Here is a 22,312-nt window from a genome sequence, read left to right on the forward strand (position 1 = left end):
CGCCGGCGGGCTCACTCCTCGGTGGGCGCGCTCGGGTCCAGGTCTCCGTGGGCGATGTAGTCGTCGGCGCGCGCCTCCAGGTGCGCGCCCAGTCTCGGGTCGGCGCGGTTGAGCAGCGTCCACTCGAAGTCGGCGGCGCGGATGACGGAGGGCTTCGCCGGGGACATCGGCTCTCCGGACACGTAGCTGCCCGTGACGCCCCCTTCCGACTTGCCGGTGTCCTTCTGGTTCGCGGCGAGGCCCGGGTGTGAGGGCGCCATCCCCGTGGTGGTGTAGCCCATGCGGTAGGCCCGCACCGCGGTGCGCCCGTCGCCCAGCGGCACCAACTGGACGAGCATGCGGGACCAGCTGCCGCCCATGTCCAGCGCGCCGTCGATGCGCCACGTCGTCTTGATATAGAGCGGGTCCGACGTGGGCAGCAGCTCGTACTGCTGTTCGGTGAGCAGGTGGCGCACCGTGTCCGCCAGCTTCGCGGGCTCGAGCTTGTAGACGGCGTTGGTGCTCGTGCCCTCCAGCAACTGCTGGCGCGGGTCCTTCGTCGTGGCGCAGCCGAGGGCTCCGAGCAGGCAGAGCCCGGCCGTCGCCCGGATGGCGAGGCGTGAGGTCATCGTCCGTTCCAGGTGCCCCGGGTGGAGGGGAGGCAGGCGTCGCCAGCGGGCCGTCGGGGCGGAGGGACGGCGCGTGGTCCATTCCCGGGAACGCGTGGCGGGGATTCCCATATCGACGCTCCACTCGGAGCGGGTTGGAATCCTCCCCGTCGCGGCGCAGACTCGGGGCACCGTGCCTCGAATCCTCTTGTCGCTCGTCGCCCTGCTGTTCGCCCCCGCCGCCGCCGCCCAGTGTCTGGGAGACGGGGTCCAGGTGTTCCCCACGCCGGGGGCCATCGTCCCCATCAACAGCCGCTTCCTGCTGGAGGGCGTGGGCACCGCCCGCGAGCAGGTCATCGGGCTGGTGGGCAAGAAGCTGCGCCTCGTGTCGGACAGCCACGAGGCGGAGGTGAAGGTGCAGAAGGGCTGGGAGAGCAGCCTGGGCCGCGCCACCGTCGTCCTCAAGGTGACGGGCCCGCTGGAGCCGGACAAGCGCTACACGCTGCGGCTCGACGAGGTGCTGCCCGGCGCGGCGGTGCTCAACGGCCGCGGCGCGGTGCTGCCCGAGTGGCGCACCGGCAAGGGCGCCGACACCCAGGCCCCGCGCTGGCAGAAGCGCCCCGCCGTCTCCGAGGGCTTCCTGCGCCGCACGCCCCAGGGCACCGCCCGCTTCGTGCGCCTGAACCTGTCCCTGCGCGAGGAGAGCCCCGCCTACCTGGTGGTGAAGCTGGAGCCGCGCCGCGCCGGCCCGAGCGTCCAGCAGTACGTGGTGCCCATCGTCAACAACACGGCCTTCATCGGCCACGAGGCGTGCAGCGGCACCTTCGCCCTGGAGGACGGCCGCAGCTACCGCGCCCGCATCGAGGCCTTCGACGCGGCCGGGCACAACGCGCCGGCCGTCCCCCCTGTGGACTTCGAGGCGCCGGCCGACTACTCCGGGCAGCCGTGAGCCGACACCGGCGGGAGCACGCATGACGAAGGTGGACGTGGAGAGCGTGAAGGCGCGCATGACGGCCTTCATCCAGTCGCTGCAGGACGACATCTGCGCGGGCCTCGAGCGGCTGGACGGCCAGGCGCGCTTCCGCGAGGACGCGTGGGAGCGGCCCGGCGGCGGCGGCGGGCGCACCCGGGTGCTGGAGGACGGCGCCGTGCTGGAGAAGGCCGGCGTCAACACGTCCGTGGTGTACGGCGAGCTGGAGGAGCAGTTCGCCCGCAAGCTCCAGGGCGAGGGGCGCACCTTCTGGGCCGGGGGCATGTCCCTGGTGCTCCACCCGCGCAACCCGCACGTGCCCACCGTCCACGCCAACTACCGCTTCATCCACCAGGGCGGGAAGGCGTGGTTCGGCGGCGGGGCGGACCTGACGCCGTACTACCTCTACGAGGAGGACGCCGCGCACTTCCACCGCGTGCACAAGGCCGCGTGCGACCGGCACGACCCGGCCTTCTACCCGCGCTTCAAGTCGGCGTGCGACCAGTACTTCTTCCTGCGCCACCGCGACGAGTCGCGCGGCGTGGGCGGCATCTTCTTCGAGAACATGGGCGGGGACCTGGAGCGCGAGTTCGCCTTCGTCCAGGACTGCGGGCGCGCCTTCCTGGACGCCTACCTGCCCATCGCCGAGCGGCGCAAGGACGTGCCGTACTCGGACGCGCAGCGGCTGTGGCAGGAGGTGCGGCGCGGGCGCTACGTGGAGTTCAACCTCGTCTATGACCGGGGCACCGTCTTCGGCCTGGAGACGCGCGGGCGCGTGGAGTCCATCCTGATGTCCCTGCCGCCCCAGACGCGCTGGCGCTACGACTTCCAGCCGGAGCCGGGCTCGTGGGAGGCGCGGCTGGTGGACGTGCTGCGCCAGCCCCGCGACTGGGCGGCCCTCGACGAGGGAGCCCGGAAGGCATGAGCGGAGCGACGCCGACGCCGTCACCTCCACCCCGGAAGAAGTTGCCGCTCGTCGTCGCGGGGCTCGTCGTGCTGGGCGTCGCCGGCGGCGTCCTGCTCGCCCTGCGCGGCGGGCCCACGCCGGGCGCGGGCGCGGGGCCGGCCCATGCGGGCTCGTCGCTCGACACCGAGGCGCGCGTGAACGTGCTCGCCCTGTGCGACGCGGCGCAGGCCTGGCGCGACGAGCACGGCGGCTACCTCGTCGCCGGGCCCGAGCCCCGGGAGGTGCCGCGCGCCGGCAAGCCCGTGCCCTTCCCCCGCGACGAGGCCTTCCTCCACCTGGGGTTCGACCCCGGCGAGGAGGTGAACTTCCAGTACGAGGTGATGCTGCAGGAGAGCCCGGTGGGCGAGCCGGAGGTGTCGTGCCTGGCGCGCGGCGACGTGGACGGCGACGGCCTCAACACCGTCTACCGCGTCCGCCTGGACGCCAACGGGATGACGACGCCCGTCGAGGTCGAGAACCCCGGCGAGTAGCCGGTCGCAACCCGCCGCGTGCTCCGCGCGAGAATCCGGGACATGGGCCACATCGGCGACATGAAGGGGCCCGGAGAGGGGCCGCGGGGCGGGTGGGGCCACGGGCCGCGCGCGTCCGGCGCCACGCCCACCGGCCCCGGCCCGGCGCCGACGTCGACGCCCGCGTCCCAGGGCGGGCTCCACATCGACGACGGGATGTCACCCCCGGACGTCCCCCTCGCGCTGAGCGTCGCCTCTTCATTGCTGGACATTTCACCCGGCCCCCGTGCCGGCACGCGGGAGCGCCCGGCGTTAGGCTCCCAACACCCGCAGGGGGCGAGCGCCATGTCCACCATCCGCATTCCTCCGCGCGTCAGCGTGCCCGGCGGCGAGGGCACCCCGAAGCCCCCCGGCGAGGGCGGACCGCGCATCCCCGACGTGCAGGGCGACGTGGACATCCCCATCGTCCCCACGAACGACGCGTTCGGCGCCGCGGAGGCCCCGCCCTCCAACGTCCGGCCCACGCTGGGCGGCCAGGAGCGCGTCCCGGTGCGCGCGGTGAAGGACCTGGTGCCGCCGGGCCTGGAGCAGGTCGCGGACCCGGAGACGCTGGGCATGCGCTTCGGCTCGGACGCGGCGCTGCTGGCCGCCCTGCTGAAGCCCTCCCAGTCCTCCAGCTCCGAGCGCGCCACGCGCCTGTGGGCCTTCTTCTCCGCCTACGCGGAGTCCGCCGCCGCGCTGCCTCGACAGAAGGAGGGGGAGGCCGCCTTCCGCGACGCCCTCAAGGGCCAGGGCTTCGCCGAGCTGCGCGACGCGAACACCGGCAAGGACGGCGTGACGCAGGGCCTGTGGGTGCTGGCGTCGCGCACCCCCGACGAGGCCCGCGAGCGCGCCGCCAGCGTCCGCCTGGAGCCCCCGCCGGAGGTGCGCCACTCCGAGGCCGCCGCCAGGAGCGGGCAGGTGGGCGACCCCTCTGCCCCTGGCACCCTCCGGGGCGCCGAGGCGCCGCTCCGGGGCGGCCCCGCGCCGCTCGGCCTGTCCGCGCGGGAGGCGGAGGACGCGGAGGCGGGCCGGGACGGGGACGGCCGCCGGCGCGCCGGGACGAACCGCCGCCTGGGGCGGAGGATGCTCTGGAACGTGCTCCACCGCTTCCGGTCGGACCCCGAGGACGGCGCCGTGGCCGACGGGCAATGGGACCGGGTCGCCTTCGGGGCGATGCTCTTCCTGGCGGGCATCGGGCTGGTGGTGCTGGCGCTCGTCAGCCTCTAGGGGAGCGGCCAGGGAGGACCCGGGGTGGTGGAAAGTCCTCGGTGCCGGCCGGCTTGTGGTACGTTGCCGCACCCATTGGCCACCGACGACCTCACACTCGTCAAGCGCGTCCGCAGCGGCGACCAACGCGCCTTCAAGCTCCTCGTCGAGCGCTACCAGCGCAAGGTGTATGCCGTCGCGCTCGGAATGCTCAAGGACAAGGAGGAAGCGATGGACGTCTCCCAGGAGGCGTTCGTCAAGGTCTACAAGTACCTGGACCACTTCAAGGGCGACTCGTCCTTCTACACCTGGCTCTACCGCATCACCGTGAACATCTGCATCGACGTGCTGCGCAAGCGCGGCGGCGGCGGTGAGGCGGTGGAGTTCGACGAGACCCAGGCCATGGACCTGTCCGAGGCGCGCATCGGCGCGCTGGGCAGCCGCCTGGGCACCAACCCCCAGAAGAGCGCGCTGCGGCGGGAGCTGGCGGAGAAGATCCAGGAGGCCCTGGGCACCGTCCCGGAGAAGCACCGCGCCATCCTCCTGCTGCGCGAAATCGAGGGCATGTCCTACGAGGACCTCGCCCGGACGCTGGACATCCCCAAGGGCACGGTGATGAGCCGCCTCTTCCACGCCCGGGCCAAGGTCCAGAAAATCCTCAGTGAGTACCTGGAGTTGGACGAAGCGAAGAGTGGGGTGGGGAACGAATGAGGGGGCCTCGAATATCTGAGGAGCCCCCCCGTCATTTCCATCGCTTTCCCACCACCGAGCAGGGTGAAGGTTATGGCCGGAAATCCCGCATGTGAGCGTTTCGTCCCCATGCTCTCCCCGTACGTCGACGGGGAGCTGACCCCCGCGGAGCGGGTGAACGTGGAGCGTCACCTGTCCGCGTGCCGCGACTGCACGGGGCGCGCGGCGGACCTGCGCGCGGAGTCGGGCCTGCTCCGGGTCGGCCTGGACATGGCGGTGGACGACGTCGACTTCAAGGACTTCGCCCAGAAGGTGATGGCCCGGGTGACGCCGGAGAAGCCGCCCCTGCTGGAGCGGCTGAAGCTGTCGCTGTCGGAGATGTTCCTCTACCAGCGCACGGCCATGGTCTCCTCGCTGGCCACGGCGGCGGTGCTGGCGCTGGTGGGCGTGCCGTTGTTGATGAGCGAACGGGCCCCCGTGGGATACGCCGGCGAGCGGATGACGGTGAAGGCCATCCAGCCCTACCAGGACGCCCGGGTGGCGCCGGTGGTGATGGAGACCGACAATGGTGGCACCATCATCTGGCTGGTGGATGACGAGGTGCAGAACGGCGCGTCGCCCTCCGACGAGGACGACGAGCTGCAAGAGGACGTGGGTGGTCTTCGCAACGGCGGCCGGCAGCCCGGCCGCAAGCCGAAGACGGACGTCGAGAGACCTTCGGGAGGTCCCCTGTGAGAACGCATGTGACGTCGGGTCGAGTGCTCCTGGCCGTACTGGGACTGGGGCTGCTCATGCCGCTGGTGGCACGGGCCCAGGAGGAGCAGAAGGTCCGCGTCCAGGCGGAGGTGGTGCTGGCGTCCCGGAAGGGCTCGGAGGTGGAGCCCCCGGAGCTGGTGAAGATGAAGGAGCAGTTCGAGAAGCAGAACTTCAACTTCACCTCCTTCAAGCGCGTCTCCATGGAGGTGCTGGAGGTGGGGGACAAGAAGCCGGTGGAGGTGAAGCTGCCCAACGGCAGCAACGCGTCGCTCCAGCTCCTGGGCATGAAGGACGGCATCGCCACCGTGCGCGTCGCCATTCCCCGCCAGCCCACGCTGGACGTGGAGCTGGGGCGGCAGGGCGCCGTCTACCAGAAGGCCGGCAAGCACGTGGGCGGGGAGCTCATCCTCGTGCTGTCCCCGCCGTCCCGCTGAACGCCTCCCTCGGAGCGCGCGCCTGGCTCAGGCGGCGCGCTCCCCGGTGAGCCGGACGACGGTGGCCTCGGCCTGGGTCGTCTCCTCGCTCGCGCCGGCCTCTGCCCCGTGCGCGGGCAGCGCCAGGCGCGGCGGGGCCTCGTCGGCGCGCTCGTGCTCCAGGTGGATGCGCAGCCCGTCGAACATGGTGTCGAACGCCGCGTAGATGCGGTCCACCATGGCCAGCGCCTCCGCGCGCAGCTCCGGCGCCAGCACCATGGCCTCCAGCTCCTCCGCCAGCTGCTGCTCGAACATGGCGTGCTGCGCCTCGGCGCGCATGTGGTGGTCGGAGAAGTACTTGAGCCGGTCGTCCGCGCCCTTGGCCGCGCTGATGATGGCGGTGCGGCTGAAGAACACGTGGCTGGTGGACTCCAGCGCCCACAAGAGGACGATGCGCAGCCGGTCGTCCAGCGGCCGGTGCACCTCGCTGATGATGGCGTAGGCCGCGTCACGCGTCCTCGCGTGCGCCTTGCCGTACAGCGAGCCGATGCTCAGCGAGCCCCCGGTCAGCGCCGCGATGTCCTCCTCGAACCACTGGTCGTGCCCGCCCTCCTCCGCGTGGTGCCGCGTGGCGAGCGCCTTGAGGTGCGCGTCCTGCACGAAGTGGGCGTTGAGGCGCAGCACGTCCTGGAACGTCATCACCCAGAACGTCAGCCGCGGCGCGAAGGCCATCACCTGTTCCAGCGGACGGTCCTGACGCAGGTCTGAGAAGAAGGGGTGTGAGGCGAACCGCTCCTCGCACACCGCGATGTGTTGGAGCACGGCCTTCATGATGTCCCTCCCGGTTGCGGTCCTCCGCCCCGGCCCTCGGCGGAAGGATGTCTCTCGATGCGCGGCGCGCCCGCCCGCGTCAGGCGTCACGGGCGCGCCGGGCCAGGGGTGTGCGTTACCAACTGATGTTGTACGTGCAGGCCCCATCGCCGCGACGGCGGCAACTCTTGGGGTCATGTTCAATACGCACCCAAAGCGAATCCTTGGGGCGGAAGCGGTCGGTGATGGCCTCGAGCAGTCCGTAGTCGAGGTCGCATGGATAGGGATTGTCGCAGCGCATCTTCGCGTTGCGCTTGTCCACCGGCTCGTAGTGATAACCGCCGATGGCGCCCTTGCCCCGGTGATTCATCCGGTACGCCATGTCCACCGCGCGCAATCCCTTCTCCAGCGTGTCGATGTCCGGGGGGAAGTGCGCGCTGTCTGGAATCTTCCGCCCAATCGTTCGCACCGTGCTCGGGCCAATCTTCTCGAAAACCAGACTGAACGATTTCAACAAGGCTGGCATCGGGTACCACGTCTTGGCCTCCAGCGGAGTGATGCCGTTCTCCGCGAGGATTCTCAGGGCCCGGGCCTGCGCCAGCTCCATGCCATTGACGATGGCGAGGATGGACTGGCCGACGACCTCGACTCCCTGGAAGGCGGTGAGGGGGACCTTCGCTTCGGGCTGATTGGCGACCTGGGGGATTTTCAGATCCATGTGCTCGTCCTGGGGAGATTGAGAGACATTGAAGCGGGTTTCTCAATGATTTTCAAATTGACTGATATGTCTAAACTTTTCCGTTATGCGAGGACGTTTGGAATTGGGGCGGAGTTGACCCATGTGTCATTTGTATTTGTGGGGTGGTGGACACTCGACGTGGGGGGAGCGGGGTGCGGGTGCGGGCGGGCGCGACTGGCGGAAATCGCACCGGGGGGCTGAAAAAATGGCAGTCCCTCCAGGCTCGGAGGGGAGGGGGGCAGGCGGCCGGCCCTTGTGGAAACAAGGGTTTGGTGCGCGGCACGCGCGTTGCTTTGGGTGCTGGGGCGGGCGGCGGCGGCGGGTGGGTGCGGTGGTGGTGCAGGCAAACGCTTCAACCTTGGAGAGAGACCCATGGCGAAGGCTCAGCGGCGTGGACAGGGCATCCAGCGGAAGGCTCGGCAGGTGAAGGTGACGACGAAGCGCGCGGTGGCGGGCGCGGGGCGGCGCGCGCGGCGGGTGCAGATGACGCTGGGCGACCTCATCGCCGCGGCGTTCGACACGGTGGGCGGCGAGGTGAAGAAGGTGAAGCAGGTGGTGTCGTCGCGAGACATGACGCTGGCGACCGGTCGCCGCATCGTCTTCGAGGGCTGAGGCGTCCGGTGACGGAGGTGGCGCCACGCACGCGTGGCGTCCTCGGGGGAGGCGGCGGCGAGGGGAGCTGAGCGGTGAAGCGCATCATCATTCCCGGACGCAACTGCTGGACGGTGGAGGAGGTGGGCGAGGCGGGCGTGCTGGTGGACGGTCGCGCCTACTACCGGGAGCTGTACCGGGCCATGAAGAAGGCTCGGCGCCACATCGTGATGACCGGGTGGCAGTTCGACAGCGACGTGTCGCTGCTGCGCGGCGAGGACCTGGACGAGGCGCGCGGCGGAGAGGCGCGGCTCTTGCCCATGCTGGACGAGCTGTGCCGGGCCAACCCGGAGCTGCACGTCTATCTGCTCGCGTGGGACTTCAGCCTGCTGCTCGCCATGGAGCGCGAGTGGATGCAGCACCTGCTGTTCAACTGGACGACGAACGAGCGCGTGCGCTTCCGCTTCGACGCCTCCAGTCCGCTGTACGGCGCCCACCACCAGAAGCTGGTGGTCATCGACGGCGCGGTGGCGTTCTCCGGCGGGATGGATGTCTGTGATTGTCGCTGGGACGACCGGACCCACGCGGCGCGCTCACCGTGGCGCTGCGACAGCGGGCGCGAGCCCCACGGCCCCTACCACGACGTGCAGGCGGTGCTCACCGGGCCCGTGGTGGACCGGCTGACGGAGCTGTTCGAGGCGCGGTGGGCCCACTCGGGGGGCGGCGAGCTGCGGCTGCCGCGGGTGTCGCGCGACGACGTGGGCTTCTGCCCGAGCGTGCCCGCGCCGCCGGGGCCGGTGGCGCTCAGCCGCACCTTCGGCAAGACGCTGGTTCCGCCGCAGGAGGCGGTGCAGGAGGTGCGGGCGCTCTTCCTGGACGCCATCGACGCGGCGGACCGGTTCATCTACATCGAGAACCAGTACTTCTCCTCGCGCGCCATCTTCCAGGCGCTGGTGCGGCGCTTCCGCGCGGCGGGCCGGCCCCGCCTCCAGGTGGTGCTGGTGCTGCCCCGGCAGCCGGAGGCGCTGCGTGAGCAGTTGGCCATGGGCGTGGCGCAGGTGCGGCTGCTGCGCACGCTCGAGCACGTGGCGCGCGAGACGGGGCACGTCTTCCGCGTCTACTGCTCGGCGGCGCGCGACGAGGAGACGGGCGCGGAGGTCTACACGTACATCCACTCGAAGGTGATGGTGGTGGACGACGCCTTCCTCACGCTGGGCTCGGCCAACACCACCAACCGCAGCCTGGGGCTGGACTCGGAGCTGAACCTGAGCTGGGAGGCGGGCGCGCCGGGCGACGCGGTGGCCCGGGCCATCCGCCGCGTGCGGGTGTCGCTGATGGCGGAGCACGCGGGGCTGGGGGGCGTGGAGGGGGTGGCGCCGCTGGCCCGGGCGGACGCGCGCTGGGTGGACTTCCTGGACGCGGTCGCGGAGGCGGGGCTGCACCGGCTGCGCCCCCACCCGCTGGAGACGGTGTTCGACCAGAGCCCGCTGCTCAAGTCGCTGGAGCCGGAGGAGCTCATCATCGACCCGGAGGACTCCGTGCTGGACGAGGCCCTCTTCGAGGCGCTGCGCGGGGGGGAGGACGGGCTGTTCGCCTCCGGCATCCGGCTGCTGTCCCGCTGGCTGGTGGGCGTGGCCGAGGAGCGGCCCCACCGCGCCATCCTCCCCGCGGGCGGGGAGGACGAGGACGGGCGACTCCCCTGAGCGGGGCCGGCGGGACCTCTGTCGCGGACGTGTGTCGCACTTCTGGTGAAGCGCGCGGGGTGTGCCGACCTCCCGCAGCGCCACCCACACGGCGGGGGTGGCGTGTCGCTTCGTCGGAGCGCGAGCCCGGGTAGACTCGAGGGACGATGACCGGCGCCCCTCTCCTCGTCCTCTTGTCCCTCGTCTCCACCCAGAGCTCCTCCATCTACGAGGAGGGTCCAGCGGAGGAGTCCTCCAGCGGCGGCTTCGACTCCCCCGTGTCCAAGGCGCGGCTGGACGAGCCCGCGCCCCCGGGCAGCCGCAAGGGCGACGAGGGCTTCGGCTTCACCGGCCAGTTGGAGGCGGGCGCGCTGAGCCTGCCCTCGGGCACGCCGGGCGGAGGGCAGGACCTGTTCGTCCGCGTCTACCCGTCGCTGGGCGTGACGAAGGGGGACACCTTCGTGCTGCGGCTGGGCGCCAACCTGCGCCTGCGCATGGTGGACGAGGAGCCGAAGCAGACGGACGGCGACTACGGCGCGCACCTGCGGCGCGAGGACTGGGACGAGCTGAGCGACGCCGGGCAGGTGGTGCGCATGCTGCGCATCGGCCAGGAGGGGCGCCCGTTCTACCTGCGCGTGGAGCCCTTCGTGGACGAGTCGCTGGGGCGCGGCTACCTGGTGGGGCGCTACAGCAACGTGCTGTCGCCGGACTACCACCCGGCGGGCGGCTCGCTGACGGTGACGAAGGGGCCGGTGCGCGTGGAGGTGCTGGCCAGCGACGTGCTCGGCGCGCGCATCTTCGCCGGCGAGCTGATGCTGGACCTGGGGCGGGCGGGCAGCGACGACGCGGCGAAGTTCGACCGCTACCTGCTGCGGGTGTCCGCCGCGCACGACGCGGGCAAGGCGGGCGGGGAGACGCCCAACCTGACGCTGGCCTCGGTGGGCGGCGACATCGCGCTGTACAAGGGAGAGCGGCTGCGGGTGTGGGCCCTGCTGGCCGGTGGCGCGCGCTTCGCCTCGGAGCACTCGGTGGCCGGCGGCGCGCTGCTGGGCGTGGCGCTGGAGGGGCAGACCGCCTCCAACACGCAGCTGAGCGTCACGCTCCAGGGGCGCAAGCAGGGCGGCCGGTTCCGCTTCGGCATGTTCGGTCCGGACTACGAGCTGGGGCGCTTCTCCGGCACGGGGTTGTCCGAGCAGCCGCTCGCGGAGGAGGTCCTGGAGGACGGCTTCGCGGGCTACCTGGAGGCCTCCATCGCGAAGGGCAGCGCGGACTCGCTGCTGCTCCTGGGGAGCCTGGCCGCGCAGTACCACGGCTTCGGGCGCACGGACCTGGACGTGTCCGCGGGCTTCGAGCTGCCGGGCGGTCGCACGCGGGTGCTGGCGCGCGCGGTGCTCACGGCGCTGGGGGACCGTCCGCGCTACTCGCTGGGGACGGAGCTGCGCCAGCGGCTGATGAACTACCTCTACGCCTGGGGCTCCGCGGGCACCGTCCACTTCCCGCAGGCGGATGGCCACCTGGTGCGCGGGGTGACGGCGGGCGCGGGCGTGGGCGTGGACTTCCAGCGCTGAGCGGCGCTGGCGCGCCTCACGTCATGAGCGGCAGGGTGAAGTGGAAGGTGGAGCCCTGCCCCAGCTCGCTGTCCACCCAGATGCGTCCGCCGTGGCGCTCGACGATGTCGCGGCAGATGTAGAGCCCCAGCCCCAGGCCGCCGAAGCCGGAGATGGGGGCGTTGCGCGCGCGGAACAGGCGCTCGAAGAGCTGGGTGCGCTGGTCCTCCGGGATGCCGATGCCCTGGTCCCGGACGGACACCACGGCCTCGTCCCCCTTCCTCTCGAGCGTCACCCGGACCGCGCCGCCGGTGGGGCTGTACTTGAAGGCGTTCTCCAGCAGGTTGGTGAGCACCTGGGCCAGCCGGCCCGGGTCTCCCAGGACGACGAGCGGCTCGGCGGGCTCCTCGTGCTCCAGCGTGTGGCCCTGCCCGGGCGCGGCGTTCTGTGCGAGCACGTCGCGCACCAGCGCCTGCAGCGACACCGGCTCGTGCTTGAGCTCCAGCCGCCCCGCCTGGATGCGGGTCGCGTCGAGCAGGTCGTGGATGAGCACGGCCAGCCGGCTCACCTGGGCCAGGGCCTTGTCCACGTGGTGCTCGCGCGGCGGGCGCCCCGCGGCGGCCTGCTGCTTCATCATCTGGAGGTGGAGCTTGAGCGGCGTCAGCGGCGTCTTCAGCTCGTGCGCGGCGATGGACAGGAAGTCGTCCCGCACGCGGATGGCCTCCTGCGCCTCGCGCAACAGCCGCTCCCGCTCCTTCTGCGCGCGGTACTCCTCCGTCACCTCCACCACCACCACGCCCACGCCCACGATGACCTTCGGCGTGCGGATGGGGTAGTAGTTGACGCGCCAGTGGCGCAGCTCGTCGGGCGTGGAGGGCACGTAGCCGGACATCTCCAGTCCGTTGATGGCCTTGCCCGTCGCCATCACCTCGCGCAGCCTCGGCTCGATGGTGTCCGCCATCAGCGGGTTCATCTCCCGCACCGTGTGGCCCATCTCCTCGTTGCGGTGGCGGCCGTGCAGCGCCGCCAGGGCGTCGTTGATGCGCAGGTAGCGCAGATCCTGGTCCAGGAACGCCAGCCCCACCGGCGCGTGCGCGAGGAACGTGTCGATGAGCGCGAAGGACTCCTCCAGTTGCTCGCGGGCGTTCTGCTCGGCGACGAGCAGCCGCTCCCGCTCGATTTTCGAGCGCCGCTCGGACGTCACGTCCCGGTAGCTCCACACGCGGCCGATGGGCGTCCCCCCGAGCCGCTGGGGCTTCGACGTGCACTCGAGGACGCGCCCGTCGACCAGCTCCACCGTCCGCACGTCGACCTCCTCGGTGGGGAAGTAGCGCTGCTCGATGCCCTCGACGAAGCCCTGGGCGTCCTTCACCAGCGGGGCCGCCGCGCGCAGGGCCGTGTCGGCGTCGTGCGTCGCCATCACCGCGTCGCTCAGGCCCCACATGTCCTGGAAGCGCTTGTTGTAGGCGGTGATTCGCTGGGCCGCGTCGACCACCACGACCCCGTCGGAGATGGAGTCGAAGATGGCGCGGAGGATGGAGTGGGTCTGCTCCAGCCGCTCGTGCGACAGGCGCTGCTCGGTGACGTCCACCAGGAGCCCGCGCAGCCTCGGACTCTGCCCGTCGTCGGTCACCACCGTCACGTGGGCCCGCAGCCAGACGATGCGGCCGTCGGAGGCGAACATCCGGTACTCGAACTCGAGTGAGCGCTGCTCGCGCAACGCCCGCAGGCAGTAGGCGCGCGCCCAGGCGCGGTCGTCGGGGTACACGTGCCGGTCCCAGAAGTCCGGCTCCTCCAGCCACTGCTCCCGGGGATAGCCCAGCAGCCGCTCGGACTGACGGCTGAGGAACGTGAGGTGGAGGTCCGCGTCGGCCTCCCAGACGATGCCGTCGATGCCGTCGACGATGGACTCGAAGCGCTGCTGCGCCCGCGCGAGCTGGTGGATGACCTCCTCTTTCCCGTCCGCCTGGGACTGCGTGGGCTCGACGACGTGCAGGCGCGCGCACACGCCCATCAGCCGCCCGCCGTCGAAGACGGGGAGCACCAGGGCGCGCAGGCGCTGACCGCGCCCGGTCCCCTCGCACGCGTCCTCCTGACCCCGCAGCCCCGCGACCACCGCGTGCTCCAGCCACGGCAACACGGCGAGCACCTGTCTGGCCGCCCGTCCGACGGCGGCCTGCGCCTCCCAGCCGACGGCCCGCGCCAGCACCGGGTCCATCCACGCGACGCGTCCCTCCGCGTCCACCATCAGCGCCGCGCGCAGGTGCCGGCCCGTCTGGAGCAGGAGCTCCCGCTCGCGCGTCCCGTCGTCGGTGCGGGCCTCCGCGAGGAGGCCGGCGTCCTGGCGTGCCTGCCCTCCCTGCAGCATGTCGCCCTTCGTCGCCACCACGTCCTCCCGGGCCCCGGTCTCCGTTCCAGGGATGGAACCGCTCCTCCCAAAGATGGGACGCGCCACGACGGCGCGAAAGGGTCGGCCCCGAGCGCCGGAGCCCGGCTTGACTACGTTTGTAGTCACGGGTACCTTGCTTTGTGACTACAGTTGTCGTCAGCGGGGTCGTCCATGAAGAAGCCGGTGGGAGAGCAGGAGCTGTCGGTGCTGCGGTACGTGGCCGAGCACGGGCCCGCGACGGTGGGCGAGGTGGCGGAGCGCTTCGGAGAGCCGCAGGGGCTGGCGCGGTCCACCATCCTGACGGTGATGGAGCGGCTGCGGCAGAAGGGCTACCTGACGCGGCGCAAGGTGGACGGCGTGTTCCAGTACGCCTCGCCGGTGCCGGCCGGGGAGCTGCTGCGGGACGTGGTGGGCGACTTCGTGCAGCGCACCCTGTCCGGCTCGGTGTCTCCGTTCGCCGCGTACCTCTCCGAGGCGGACGACGTCTCGGACGAGGAATTGCAACAGCTCCAGGACGTGGTGGCGCGGCTTCGCTCGCAGAAGCGCAAGGAGTAGCCCATGGAAACGCTGGGAGTGCTGGACCTGTCCGCGTGGGCCGTCTCGTGGTCGGAGGGGTTGTGGCGTGCGTCGTGGCAGGGGGCGCTCTGCGCCTTGCTGGCGTGGGCGCTCACGCGGTGGTGGCCGCGGATGCCGGCGTCGCTGCGCGCGGGGCTGTGGTGGCTGGTGGCGCTGAAGTTCGTGGTGGCGCTGGGGGGACCGCGCCCGCTGGAGCTGCCGTTGCTGCCCGCGTCGCGCGAGTCGGTCCGCGCCGCGCCCGTCGTCGCGGACGCGCCGCGAGGCCTGGACGCGCCGGTCGTCGCGCAGGCGGGCGAGGGGGCGGCGGAGCGGCCCGGGGCCGTCACGTGGCTCGAGCCCGAGGCCCAGCAGGAGACGGGGCTGATGGCGCGCCTCACCTCGCCTCCGCGCGGGACCTGGCTGGGCGGGCTCGTGCTGGGGCTGCTGGGCGTGTGGATGGCGGGGGTGCTGTGGCGCGCGCGCGAGCACGTGCGCGGCTTCCTCCACGTGAGGAGCCTGCGCCGCCAGGCGACGCGCCTGACGCACCCCGTGTTGGAGGCGGAGCTTCGCGAGCTGGCGGAGGCCGCGGGCCTGCGGCGCGTCCCCGGGCTGCTGGTGTCGGACGCGGCGCCGAGCCCGCTGGCCACGGGGCTCCTCTCGCCCGTGGTGGTGCTGCCGACGAAGGCGGTGCGGCGGCTGCCCGTGGAGGGGCTGCGCATGGCGCTGGCGCACGAGGTGGCGCACCTGCGGCGCGGGGACCTGTGGCTCGGCTGGGTGCCGGCGCTCGCGGAGGCGCTCCTCTTCTTCCATCCGCTCGCGCGCCGCGTGGCCCGCGAGTACGCGCTGGCCCGCGAGGAGGCCTGCGACGCGGAGGCGCTGCGGCTCACCGGCGCCGAGGCCGCCGACTACGGCGAGCTGCTCCTCGTCTTCGGTGTCACGCGTCCCCACGGCACGGCCGCCGCGCTGGGGGCTTCCAATCACGTTCAGGTCTTGCACAGGAGGTTGAGCATGCTGGAGCACGTCGAAGTCGTTTCCCCTCCATCCCGTCGGTGGTTGAAGGTCGCCCTCTCCACCCTGGGGCTCGCGGCGCTGGTGCCCTTCCAGGTGGTGGCGAGGCCGTCCGATGAGACGCCGAAGGACGCGACGGTGTCCGCGTCCCCGAAGCCCGCCGTCCCGAAGCCGTCGAGCGCGCTCCCGACGAAGCCCGCTCCGTCCGCGCCCGGGGCGCCCGCGCAGGGCATGGTCATCGTCACGCCGGGGGGGCGTCCGCCGCCTCCCGCGCCTCCCAGGCCTCCGCCGCCCGTCGTCGCCATGGCGACGACGCCCACGGCCCCCGTGCCGCCGCGTCCGCCCTCCGGTGGGGTCGCCGCGCCCGTGCCGCCCCGGCCTCCCGCCGTGTCCGACGACGACTTCGGCTACGTGCTCATGGTCGACGCGAACACCGCGACGATGAGCGGCAGCACCACGGACCTGGAGCTGGCGCGGATGTTCCGGAAGAAGGGCGGGCCGCCGCTGCTCTTCGCCCGCGTCAACGGCGACGCGTTCATCATCCGCGACGAGACCACGCTCAAGGCGGTGCGGGGCACGTTGGAGCCGCTCCGGGCCACGGGCGAGGAGCAGGGCAGGCTGGGCGACCGCATGGGCACGCTGGGGGAGCAGCAAGGCGAGTTGGGCCAGCGCCAGGCGGAGCTGGGCCAGAAGCAGGCGGAGCTGGGCATTCGCCAGGCGGAGCTGGGCCACGAGCGTGCGGGGCTGAGCCTGGAGCGCATGCGCCTGAACTCCCTCTCCGAGGAGGAGCGGGATCGCCGCGAGGAGGAGCTGGACAAGCGCGACGACGCGCTGGAGGCGCAGCTCGACGCGCTGGGCGAGCAGCAGGAGAAGCTGGGCGCGCAGCAGGAGGCGCTCGGCGAGGAGCAGGAGAAGCTGGGCGAGCAGCAGCAGGCGATGGGCCGCGAGCAGCAGAAGCTGGGCGAGCAGCAGGAGAAGCGCCACCGCGAGGCGCACAAGAAGGTCCGCGCCATCATCGAGGAGGCGCTGGGCAAAGGCCTGGGCCAGCCGTTGCCCACCTGAGAACGGTCCGTCGGGACTCCCGATGACGTGAGGGATGGCGCTCCCCTAGTTTTCCAGTCGCGCCATCCCCATTCAGGAGGTCCCCATGAATGTCGCGGCCGTTCCCCGGAGCACGCCCGCCGGTACCCTCGACACCGTCATCCATCGGGTGAAGGAGGGCTCTCGCGGGTGGGTGAGGTTGGGGTTGGGCGAGCGCATCGCCCTCCTCGAGGAGCTGCGCCTGTCCTTCGCGGCCGTCGCCGCGCCGAGCGTGCGGGCGGCGTGCGAGGCGAAGGGCCTGGACCCCTCGGGGCCCCTGGCGGGGGAGGAGTGGTTGGCGGGGCCGCTGGTGGTGCTGCGCAACCTGCGGCTGCTGGCCGACGCCCTGCGGGACATCCAACGGCAGGGCACACCGCTCCTCCCCGCCTCGTGCTTGCGCACGCTGGAGGACGGGCGGCTCGCCGCGCGCCTCCATCCGCTGGACTCGCTCGACGGGGTGCTGCTGCCCCGCAGCCACGGCGAGGTCCACTTCCTGCCCGGGGTCACCGCGGACAACCTGCGCGAGCACCAGGCCCGCTTCTACCGGACCCCGCACGAGGGCCGGCTGTGCGCGGTGCTGGGGGCGGGCAACGTCAACTCGATTGCCCCGGCCGACTGTCTCTACAAGCTCTTCGTGGAGGGCACCGCGTGCGTGCTCAAGATGAACCCGGTGAACGCCTACCTGGGGCCCTTCCTGGAGCAGGCCTTCTCCCCGCTGTCGCGGCACCGCGTCCTCGCGGTGGTGTACGGCGGCGCGGACGAGGGCGCGGCGCTGGTGGCGCACGCCATGGTGGACGAGGTGCATGTCACCGGCAGCGAGCGGACCCATGACGCGCTGGTGTGGGGCGCTCCGGGGCCGGACGCGGACGCGCGCCGCGCGAACGACACGCCGCTCTTGCGCAAGCGCGTCACCAGCGAGCTGGGCAACAACTCCCCCGTCATCCTCGTGCCCGGGCCGTATTCGGACGGCGAGCTGCGCTCCCAGGCGGACAACATCGCCGGCTCGGTGGCCAACAACGCGGCCTTCAACTGCAACGCGGCCCGGCTGCTGGTGCAGCCCCGGGACTGGGTGCGGCGCCCGGCCGTCGTGGACGCGGTGGAGGCGAGCCTGCGCCGGGCGCCGGTGCGGCGCGCGTACTACCCGGGCGCGGAGCAGCGCTGGCGGCAGCTCACCGAGAACCGCGCCCAGGTGCGGCGGGTGGGCACGGCGGGGCCGGGCGAGCTGTCGTACGCGCTGATTCCGGACGTGGACCCCGCGCGCACCGAGGACCGCGTCTTCCGGGGCGAGGCGTGGTGCGCGGTGTTGTCGGAGACGGGCCTGCCGGGCGGGGACGACCCGGTGGCGTTCCTCGACCAGGCGGTGTCCTTCGTCAACCAGAAGGTGTGGGGCACGCTGAACGCGACCCTCGTCGTCCACCCCCGGTCGCTGAGGGACCCGGCCGTCGCGGCCGCGGTGGAGCGCGCCATCCGCGAGCTGCGTTACGGGGCGGTGGCGGTGAACACCTGGCCGGCGGCGGCGTATGCGCTGGTGACGCTGCCCTGGGGCGGCCACCCCTCCTCGTCACCCCGGGACATCCAGAGCGGGTCGGGCTGGGTCCACAACACCTTCATGCTGGAGCAGGTGGAGAAGACCGTCCTCCGGGCGCCGCTGACGAGCCTGCCCGCGCCGCCGTGGGTGCCGGGGCACCGGGGGCTGGGTTCGCTGGGGCGCCGGCTGGTCGGGTTCGAGCTGGAGCGCTCCTGGACGAAGGTGCCGGGCCTCGCCGCGGCGGCGCTGTGGAGGTGAGTGACGCGCGCTGATGCGCGCGGTGAAGGGGCCGCCGCTCCTCCCGGGTGGGCTGCCGGGCGCGGCGGCCCCGTGGTAGACCCGACGCATGGCATCGACGCACGCTCGGGACGGTGGACGGCTTCTGCAGGTGGGACAGCCCCAGGAGGCGGTGAAGAGCTTCCAGAAGGGGCTGGCCATCGACCCGGACGACGTCGACTGTCTGCTGGGGCTGGTCCGCACCTACCTGAGCCTGGGCGTCGCGCGGGACGCGGAGGCCGCCGCGCTGCGGCTCCTGAAGGTGAAGCCGGACCACGCGGAGGCCCAGGGGCACCTGGCCATGCTGCGCGCGCAGGCGGGGGACGCGGAGGCGCTGGAGTCCCTCAAGGCGCTGGCCGCCGCGCCGACGTCCGGCTACTTCGAGCGCTTCAACCTGGGCGGGCTGCTGCTCGACCGGGGTGACCTGGAGGGCGCCAAGGCGGCGTACGCGTCCGCGCTCCAGGTGGCGCCGGGCAGCGCGCACGTGCACTTCGAGCTGGGGCGCATCCACCTGCAGCAGGGCGCGCCCGCGGAGGCGGTGACGCACTTCCAGAAGGCCGCGGAGGGCGCCCCCCAGGAGTCGATGCCGCTGCTGATGCTGTCGCGCGCGCACGCGGCGACGGGGGGGCTGGGGCTGGCCATCCAGGCGGGGACGCAGGCGCTGGACAAGGCCCAGGGCGGGCTGCGCCGGGCGGTGCTGGAGGACCTCTTCAAGCTGTACCTGTCCGCCGGCAGCCCGGAGGGCGCGAAGCGCTCCGCGGTGGACCTGCGCAAGCTGGACCCGCGTGACGTCAACTACGTCTACATGCACGGGCTGGCCACGATGAGCGCCGGCACCTTCGCGGAGGCGAAGGCCCTCTTCGAGGAGGTGCTGGGGGCGTCGCCGGACAGCTGGCCGGCGCGCCAGGCGTTGGCCCAGGTGCACCTGGCGCTGAACGAGCGGACGCAGGCGCGCCAGGTGCTCGAGGCCGCCGTGGCCCGGATGCCCACGGCGCTGGAGCCCGTCAACGACCTGGTGTTGCTGCTGCTCCAGGACGACGACGCCGCGCGGGCCCGCGCCATCCTGGAGCACGCGCTCGCCACGCACCCGAAGGAGGGCGCGCTGCACCTGTACATGGCGATGGCGACGCTGCTCACGGAGCCCGCGGTCGCCGCCCACCACGCGCGCCAGGCCCAGGCGCTGGGCGAGGGCCACGTGAAGGAGCAGGCCGGGAAGCTCGTCGAGAAGCTCGGCGCCTGAGCGGGGCCGCTACCGGCCGAAGAAGCCCCAGCGCTTCTGCGCCTTGCCGCCCTGCACGCGGGACAGGCGCTCGCCGAGGATGCGGCTCATCTCCAGCGCGACGCCGGGGTTGGCCATGACGACGCTGCGGAAGTCCTCGCGTCCCACGGCCGCCAGTTCGCACACGGTGGCCGTCACCGCCGTCGCGGTGCGCGGCTCGCCCGTCAGCAGCGCCAGCTCACCGAAGAAGCCGCCCGGCTTCACCGTGGCCACGGACTGCCCGCCCGTGTCCTTGAGCTGCACCTCCCCGGAGAGCACCACGTAGAAGTTCTCGCCCGCGTCGCCCAGCCGGAACAGCTCCGTGCCCGCCGGGCGCTGCAGGTGCTCGGCGCCGCGCGCCACCGTCTCCAGCTCGTCCGGGTTGAGCGGCGCCAGGAAGTCCACCTTGCGCAGCGTGGCCGCCAGCGCGGCGGCGCCACCGGTGTTCACCGGCTCGGCGGTGAGGAAGGCCACCGCGTCCGCGAGCTGCGCCCGCCGCGCCACCAGGATGACCGTGTGCCCCGCGCGCAGCGCCGTGCTCCCGTCCGGCAGCGCGGCGCGCCCCTGCGGGTCCACCATGCCGATGAAGATGCACTCGCGCGGGAAGCCCTCGCTGGCGCGCACCTGCGCCACCGTCTGGCCGGCCACGCGCGCGCGCAGCGGCAGCGCCAGCTCGAACAGCACCGTGTCGCCGTCGCCCAGCGGCAGCGAGCCGGCCACCTGCGGGAAGTCGATGGCCGTGGTCATCTTCGCCACCACCACCTCCGCCTCCGCGACCAGCTCCTTCACGCCCGCCAGCCGGTACGCCTCCCGGTAGCTGGTGTCGAGCATGCGCACCATGATGCGCGCGGGCGACATGCTGCGCACCAGCATGGCGAACGCCAGGTTCTCCGAGTCCCGCGCCAGCACGCCCGCCGCCACGTCCGCGGAGGTGATGCCCGCGGCCTCCAGCACCTGGGGGCTCGTCGCGTCCCCGCACACCGTCACCACGCCCACCTCCTCGAAGAGGCGCGTGCAGATGGTGTTGTCCCGCTCGATGACCGTCACGGTGTGCTGCTCGGCCACCAGCCGCGCCGCCAGCACGCTGCCCACCCGTCCTCCACCCGCGATGACGATTTTCACGACGCCTTCCTCCCGGGCTCGACCCCGGCGTCCTCGCCGTGGGCCCCGTGCAGCACCTTCTCCAGACTCAACGTGCGCTCGTCCAACTGCGCCAGCATGTGCTCGGCCGTCGCCTCGGGGATGAGCCCGCTGCGGCGCGCGCCCTGGAGCGCGGTGCGCTCCGCGTCGATGAGGCGCCGCCGCATGGTGATGAGGTCCTTCGCCCCCTGCGCCAGGTGCTGCTCGTTGAGCCTGCGCAGCTCGCGCTCGGCGCGGGCGATGTTCACCTGGTACTCGCTGCGCAGGTGGTCGTACGCGGCCCGGGGCACCAGCCCCTGCTCGTGCAGCACCGCCAGCTCCTGGTGCGCCGCGCGGCTGGCGATGAGCCGGCCCCGCTGCTCGGACATGGCCAGCGCCACCTCGTCCTGATGGAACAGGCCCAGCCACTTCAGCGCGCGCGTGAGCAGGAGCCCCTGGCCCACCAGCGAGATGAGCGTGACGCCGAAGGTGACGGCGAGCAGCTGCTCCCGCCCCGGCGTCGACGCGGGCAGGCCCAGCGCCAGGCCGATGGAGAGCGCGCCCTTGATGTTGCCGACGATGAACACGTGCTGCCAGCGCGGCGGCACCGCCTCCGCCGGGCGGATGAGCCTGAGCAGCAGGAAGGGGCCGTAGATGGCCACCGCGCGCCCGGCGATGACGCAGCCCATGGCGATCAACGTCTCCGGCACGTAGCCGCGCAGCGTCTCCGGGCGCGTGGTGAGGCCCACCGCCAGGAACAGGAAGGTGTTCACCCCGAAGGTGGCGTACTCCCAGAAGGAGTGGATGGCCACCTGGCTCTGCGGCGAGACCTGCTTGCGCAGGCTCATGCCCACCGCGAGCCCCGCGACGACGGCGGAGATGGCGCCGGACAGGTGGAGCTGCTCGGCCACGACGAACGACGCCAGCGCCACGGCCGTCGTCACCATGATTTCGGCCAGCGGGTCCTCGGTGCGGCGGATGACGAAGCCGCCCAGCATGCCCAGCGCCAGCCCCACCACCGCGCCGCCCGCCGAGGCCAGCAGCACGCGCGCGGCGAGCATGGGCACCGACGGCGTCGTCGCGCCCGCCACCACGCTGGCGATGGCCGCGTAGGCCACCAGGGCGGTGCCGTCGTTGAAGAGGCTCTCGCCCTGCATGATGCCCGACAGGCGCGGGGGCACCGGGGCGCGGCGGAACGCGTAGAGGATGGAGACGGTGTCCGTCACGGACAGCAGCGCGCCGAGCAGCAGCGCGGACCACAGCGGCAGGGCGAGCAGATGGTGGAGCGCGGTGCCCGTGGCGCCGATCGCCAACACCATGCCCAACGTGGAGAGGATGAGGATGGGCAAGGCGTTGGCGCGGATGCCAGACAGGTCCGCGGTGATGCCACCTTCGAACAACAGCGCGGGGAGACAGACGAGGAACACCACCTCCGGGTCGAGGGGCGGCACGCCGGGGAGCAGGTTGCCCATGGAGATGAGCAACCCGCCCACGACAAGTGCGACGTTGTATGGCATTCGCGCCCGTTTGGCCGCGATGGCGAGGACGATGGCTGCCACCATCAATCCGATGACGAGGGGCATCTCCAGGTGCACGGCGCGCAGTCTTCCAGAACCGGCAGATGAGGTCACGACCCCCGTGGGGACGGGG

The 22,312-nt window shown here is 72.4% G+C and carries 20 protein-coding genes; 14 read left to right on the plus strand and 6 right to left on the minus strand.

From position 1 onward, the window contains the following. Positions 1–11: 11 nt before the first annotated feature. The gene (locus tag LZ198_RS13195; protein ID WP_253972285.1) at positions 12–608 is read right to left on the minus strand and encodes a hypothetical protein; all 597 of its coding nucleotides are present in this window, start codon (positions 606–608) and stop codon (positions 12–14) included. A 172-nt stretch (positions 609–780) separates the two neighbouring features. Here LZ198_RS13195 and LZ198_RS13200 point away from each other — a divergent pair, with 172 nt between their 5' ends. From LZ198_RS13200 to LZ198_RS13230, 7 genes are all read left to right on the plus strand, one after another. Next, positions 781–1,536, plus strand: coding sequence for a hypothetical protein (locus tag LZ198_RS13200; RefSeq protein ID WP_253972286.1), 756 nt, complete (start codon positions 781–783; stop codon positions 1,534–1,536). A gap of 22 nt (positions 1,537–1,558) precedes the next feature. Continuing rightward, positions 1,559–2,482, plus strand: a complete 924-nt coding sequence (hemF, locus tag LZ198_RS13205) for an oxygen-dependent coproporphyrinogen oxidase (protein ID WP_253972287.1) — start codon at positions 1,559–1,561, stop codon at positions 2,480–2,482. Further along, complete coding sequence (locus LZ198_RS13210; RefSeq protein ID WP_253972288.1) at positions 2,479–2,994, plus strand: hypothetical protein; 516 nt, start codon at positions 2,479–2,481, stop codon at positions 2,992–2,994. Before hemF ends, LZ198_RS13210 begins: the two co-directional genes overlap by 4 nt. Positions 2,995–3,318: 324 nt before the next feature. Beyond that, positions 3,319–4,242, plus strand: coding sequence for an Immediate early protein ICP0 (locus LZ198_RS13215; protein WP_253972289.1), 924 nt, complete (start codon positions 3,319–3,321; stop codon positions 4,240–4,242). A gap of 75 nt (positions 4,243–4,317) precedes the next feature. Next, entirely contained in the window at positions 4,318–4,932 is a 615-nt protein-coding gene (locus LZ198_RS13220) for an RNA polymerase sigma factor (protein WP_234068188.1), read from the plus strand. 72 nt (positions 4,933–5,004) lie between these two features. Beyond that, entirely contained in the window at positions 5,005–5,646 is a 642-nt protein-coding gene (locus tag LZ198_RS13225) for an anti-sigma factor family protein (protein ID WP_253972290.1), read from the plus strand. After that, entirely contained in the window at positions 5,643–6,101 is a 459-nt protein-coding gene (locus LZ198_RS13230; protein WP_253972291.1) for a hypothetical protein, read from the plus strand. Before LZ198_RS13225 ends, LZ198_RS13230 begins: the two co-directional genes overlap by 4 nt. Before the next feature lie 27 nt (positions 6,102–6,128). Here the strand turns inward: LZ198_RS13230 and LZ198_RS13235 are convergent, their stop codons facing one another. Together LZ198_RS13235 and LZ198_RS13240 are read right to left on the minus strand one after the other, a co-directional pair. Beyond that, on the minus strand, positions 6,129–6,911 hold the full coding sequence (locus LZ198_RS13235) for a hypothetical protein (protein WP_253972292.1): 783 nt from the start codon (positions 6,909–6,911) through the stop codon (positions 6,129–6,131). Between the two features lie 115 nt (positions 6,912–7,026). Continuing rightward, the gene (locus LZ198_RS13240; protein ID WP_253972293.1) at positions 7,027–7,608 is read right to left on the minus strand and encodes a hypothetical protein; all 582 of its coding nucleotides are present in this window, start codon (positions 7,606–7,608) and stop codon (positions 7,027–7,029) included. Positions 7,609–8,001: 393 nt separating this feature from the next. Between LZ198_RS13240 and LZ198_RS13245 the strand changes: the two genes are divergently transcribed. The 3 genes from LZ198_RS13245 to LZ198_RS13255 all read left to right on the plus strand — a co-directional run bounded on the left by LZ198_RS13245 (position 8,002) and on the right by LZ198_RS13255 (position 11,470). Beyond that, positions 8,002–8,241 carry a chaperonin gene (locus LZ198_RS13245; RefSeq protein ID WP_253972294.1) on the plus strand — a complete coding sequence of 80 codons (240 nt, stop codon included), beginning with the start codon at positions 8,002–8,004 and terminating at the stop codon, positions 8,239–8,241. A gap of 74 nt (positions 8,242–8,315) precedes the next feature. After that, positions 8,316–9,923, plus strand: coding sequence for a phospholipase D-like domain-containing protein (locus tag LZ198_RS13250; RefSeq protein ID WP_253972295.1), 1,608 nt, complete (start codon positions 8,316–8,318; stop codon positions 9,921–9,923). A gap of 146 nt (positions 9,924–10,069) precedes the next feature. Continuing rightward, the gene (locus tag LZ198_RS13255; RefSeq protein WP_253972296.1) at positions 10,070–11,470 is read left to right on the plus strand and encodes a hypothetical protein; all 1,401 of its coding nucleotides are present in this window, start codon (positions 10,070–10,072) and stop codon (positions 11,468–11,470) included. Positions 11,471–11,486: 16 nt separating this feature from the next. Here the strand turns inward: LZ198_RS13255 and LZ198_RS13260 are convergent, their stop codons facing one another. Then, positions 11,487–13,697 (minus strand): ATP-binding protein, encoded by a 2,211-nt coding sequence (locus LZ198_RS13260; RefSeq protein WP_253972344.1) that lies wholly within the window; start codon positions 13,695–13,697, stop codon positions 11,487–11,489. Between the two features lie 312 nt (positions 13,698–14,009). Between LZ198_RS13260 and LZ198_RS13265 the strand changes: the two genes are divergently transcribed. From LZ198_RS13265 to LZ198_RS13280, 4 genes are all read left to right on the plus strand, one after another. Further along, positions 14,010–14,393 (plus strand): BlaI/MecI/CopY family transcriptional regulator, encoded by a 384-nt coding sequence (locus LZ198_RS13265; protein ID WP_253972297.1) that lies wholly within the window; start codon positions 14,010–14,012, stop codon positions 14,391–14,393. A gap of 3 nt (positions 14,394–14,396) precedes the next feature. Further along, on the plus strand, positions 14,397–16,463 hold the full coding sequence (locus tag LZ198_RS13270) for a M56 family metallopeptidase (protein WP_253972298.1): 2,067 nt from the start codon (positions 14,397–14,399) through the stop codon (positions 16,461–16,463). Positions 16,464–16,548: 85 nt separating this feature from the next. Continuing rightward, positions 16,549–18,267, plus strand: coding sequence for an aldehyde dehydrogenase family protein (locus tag LZ198_RS13275; protein ID WP_253972299.1), 1,719 nt, complete (start codon positions 16,549–16,551; stop codon positions 18,265–18,267). Positions 18,268–18,355: 88 nt separating this feature from the next. Continuing rightward, complete coding sequence (locus LZ198_RS13280) at positions 18,356–19,525, plus strand: tetratricopeptide repeat protein (protein WP_253972300.1); 1,170 nt, start codon at positions 18,356–18,358, stop codon at positions 19,523–19,525. Positions 19,526–19,534: 9 nt separating this feature from the next. Here the strand turns inward: LZ198_RS13280 and LZ198_RS43415 are convergent, their stop codons facing one another. After that, positions 19,535–20,665, minus strand: a complete 1,131-nt coding sequence (locus tag LZ198_RS43415) for an NAD-binding protein (RefSeq protein WP_253972301.1) — start codon at positions 20,663–20,665, stop codon at positions 19,535–19,537. Further along, positions 20,662–22,257: a cation:proton antiporter gene (locus LZ198_RS13290; protein ID WP_253972302.1), complete on the minus strand. Its 1,596-nt coding sequence runs from the start codon at positions 22,255–22,257 to the stop codon at positions 20,662–20,664. The genes LZ198_RS43415 and LZ198_RS13290 overlap by 4 nt, the downstream gene beginning before the upstream one ends. Between the last annotated feature and the right edge of the window lie 55 nt (positions 22,258–22,312).

This window comes from Myxococcus dinghuensis, assembly GCF_024198235.1.
Lineage (GTDB): Bacteria > Myxococcota > Myxococcia > Myxococcales > Myxococcaceae > Myxococcus > Myxococcus dinghuensis.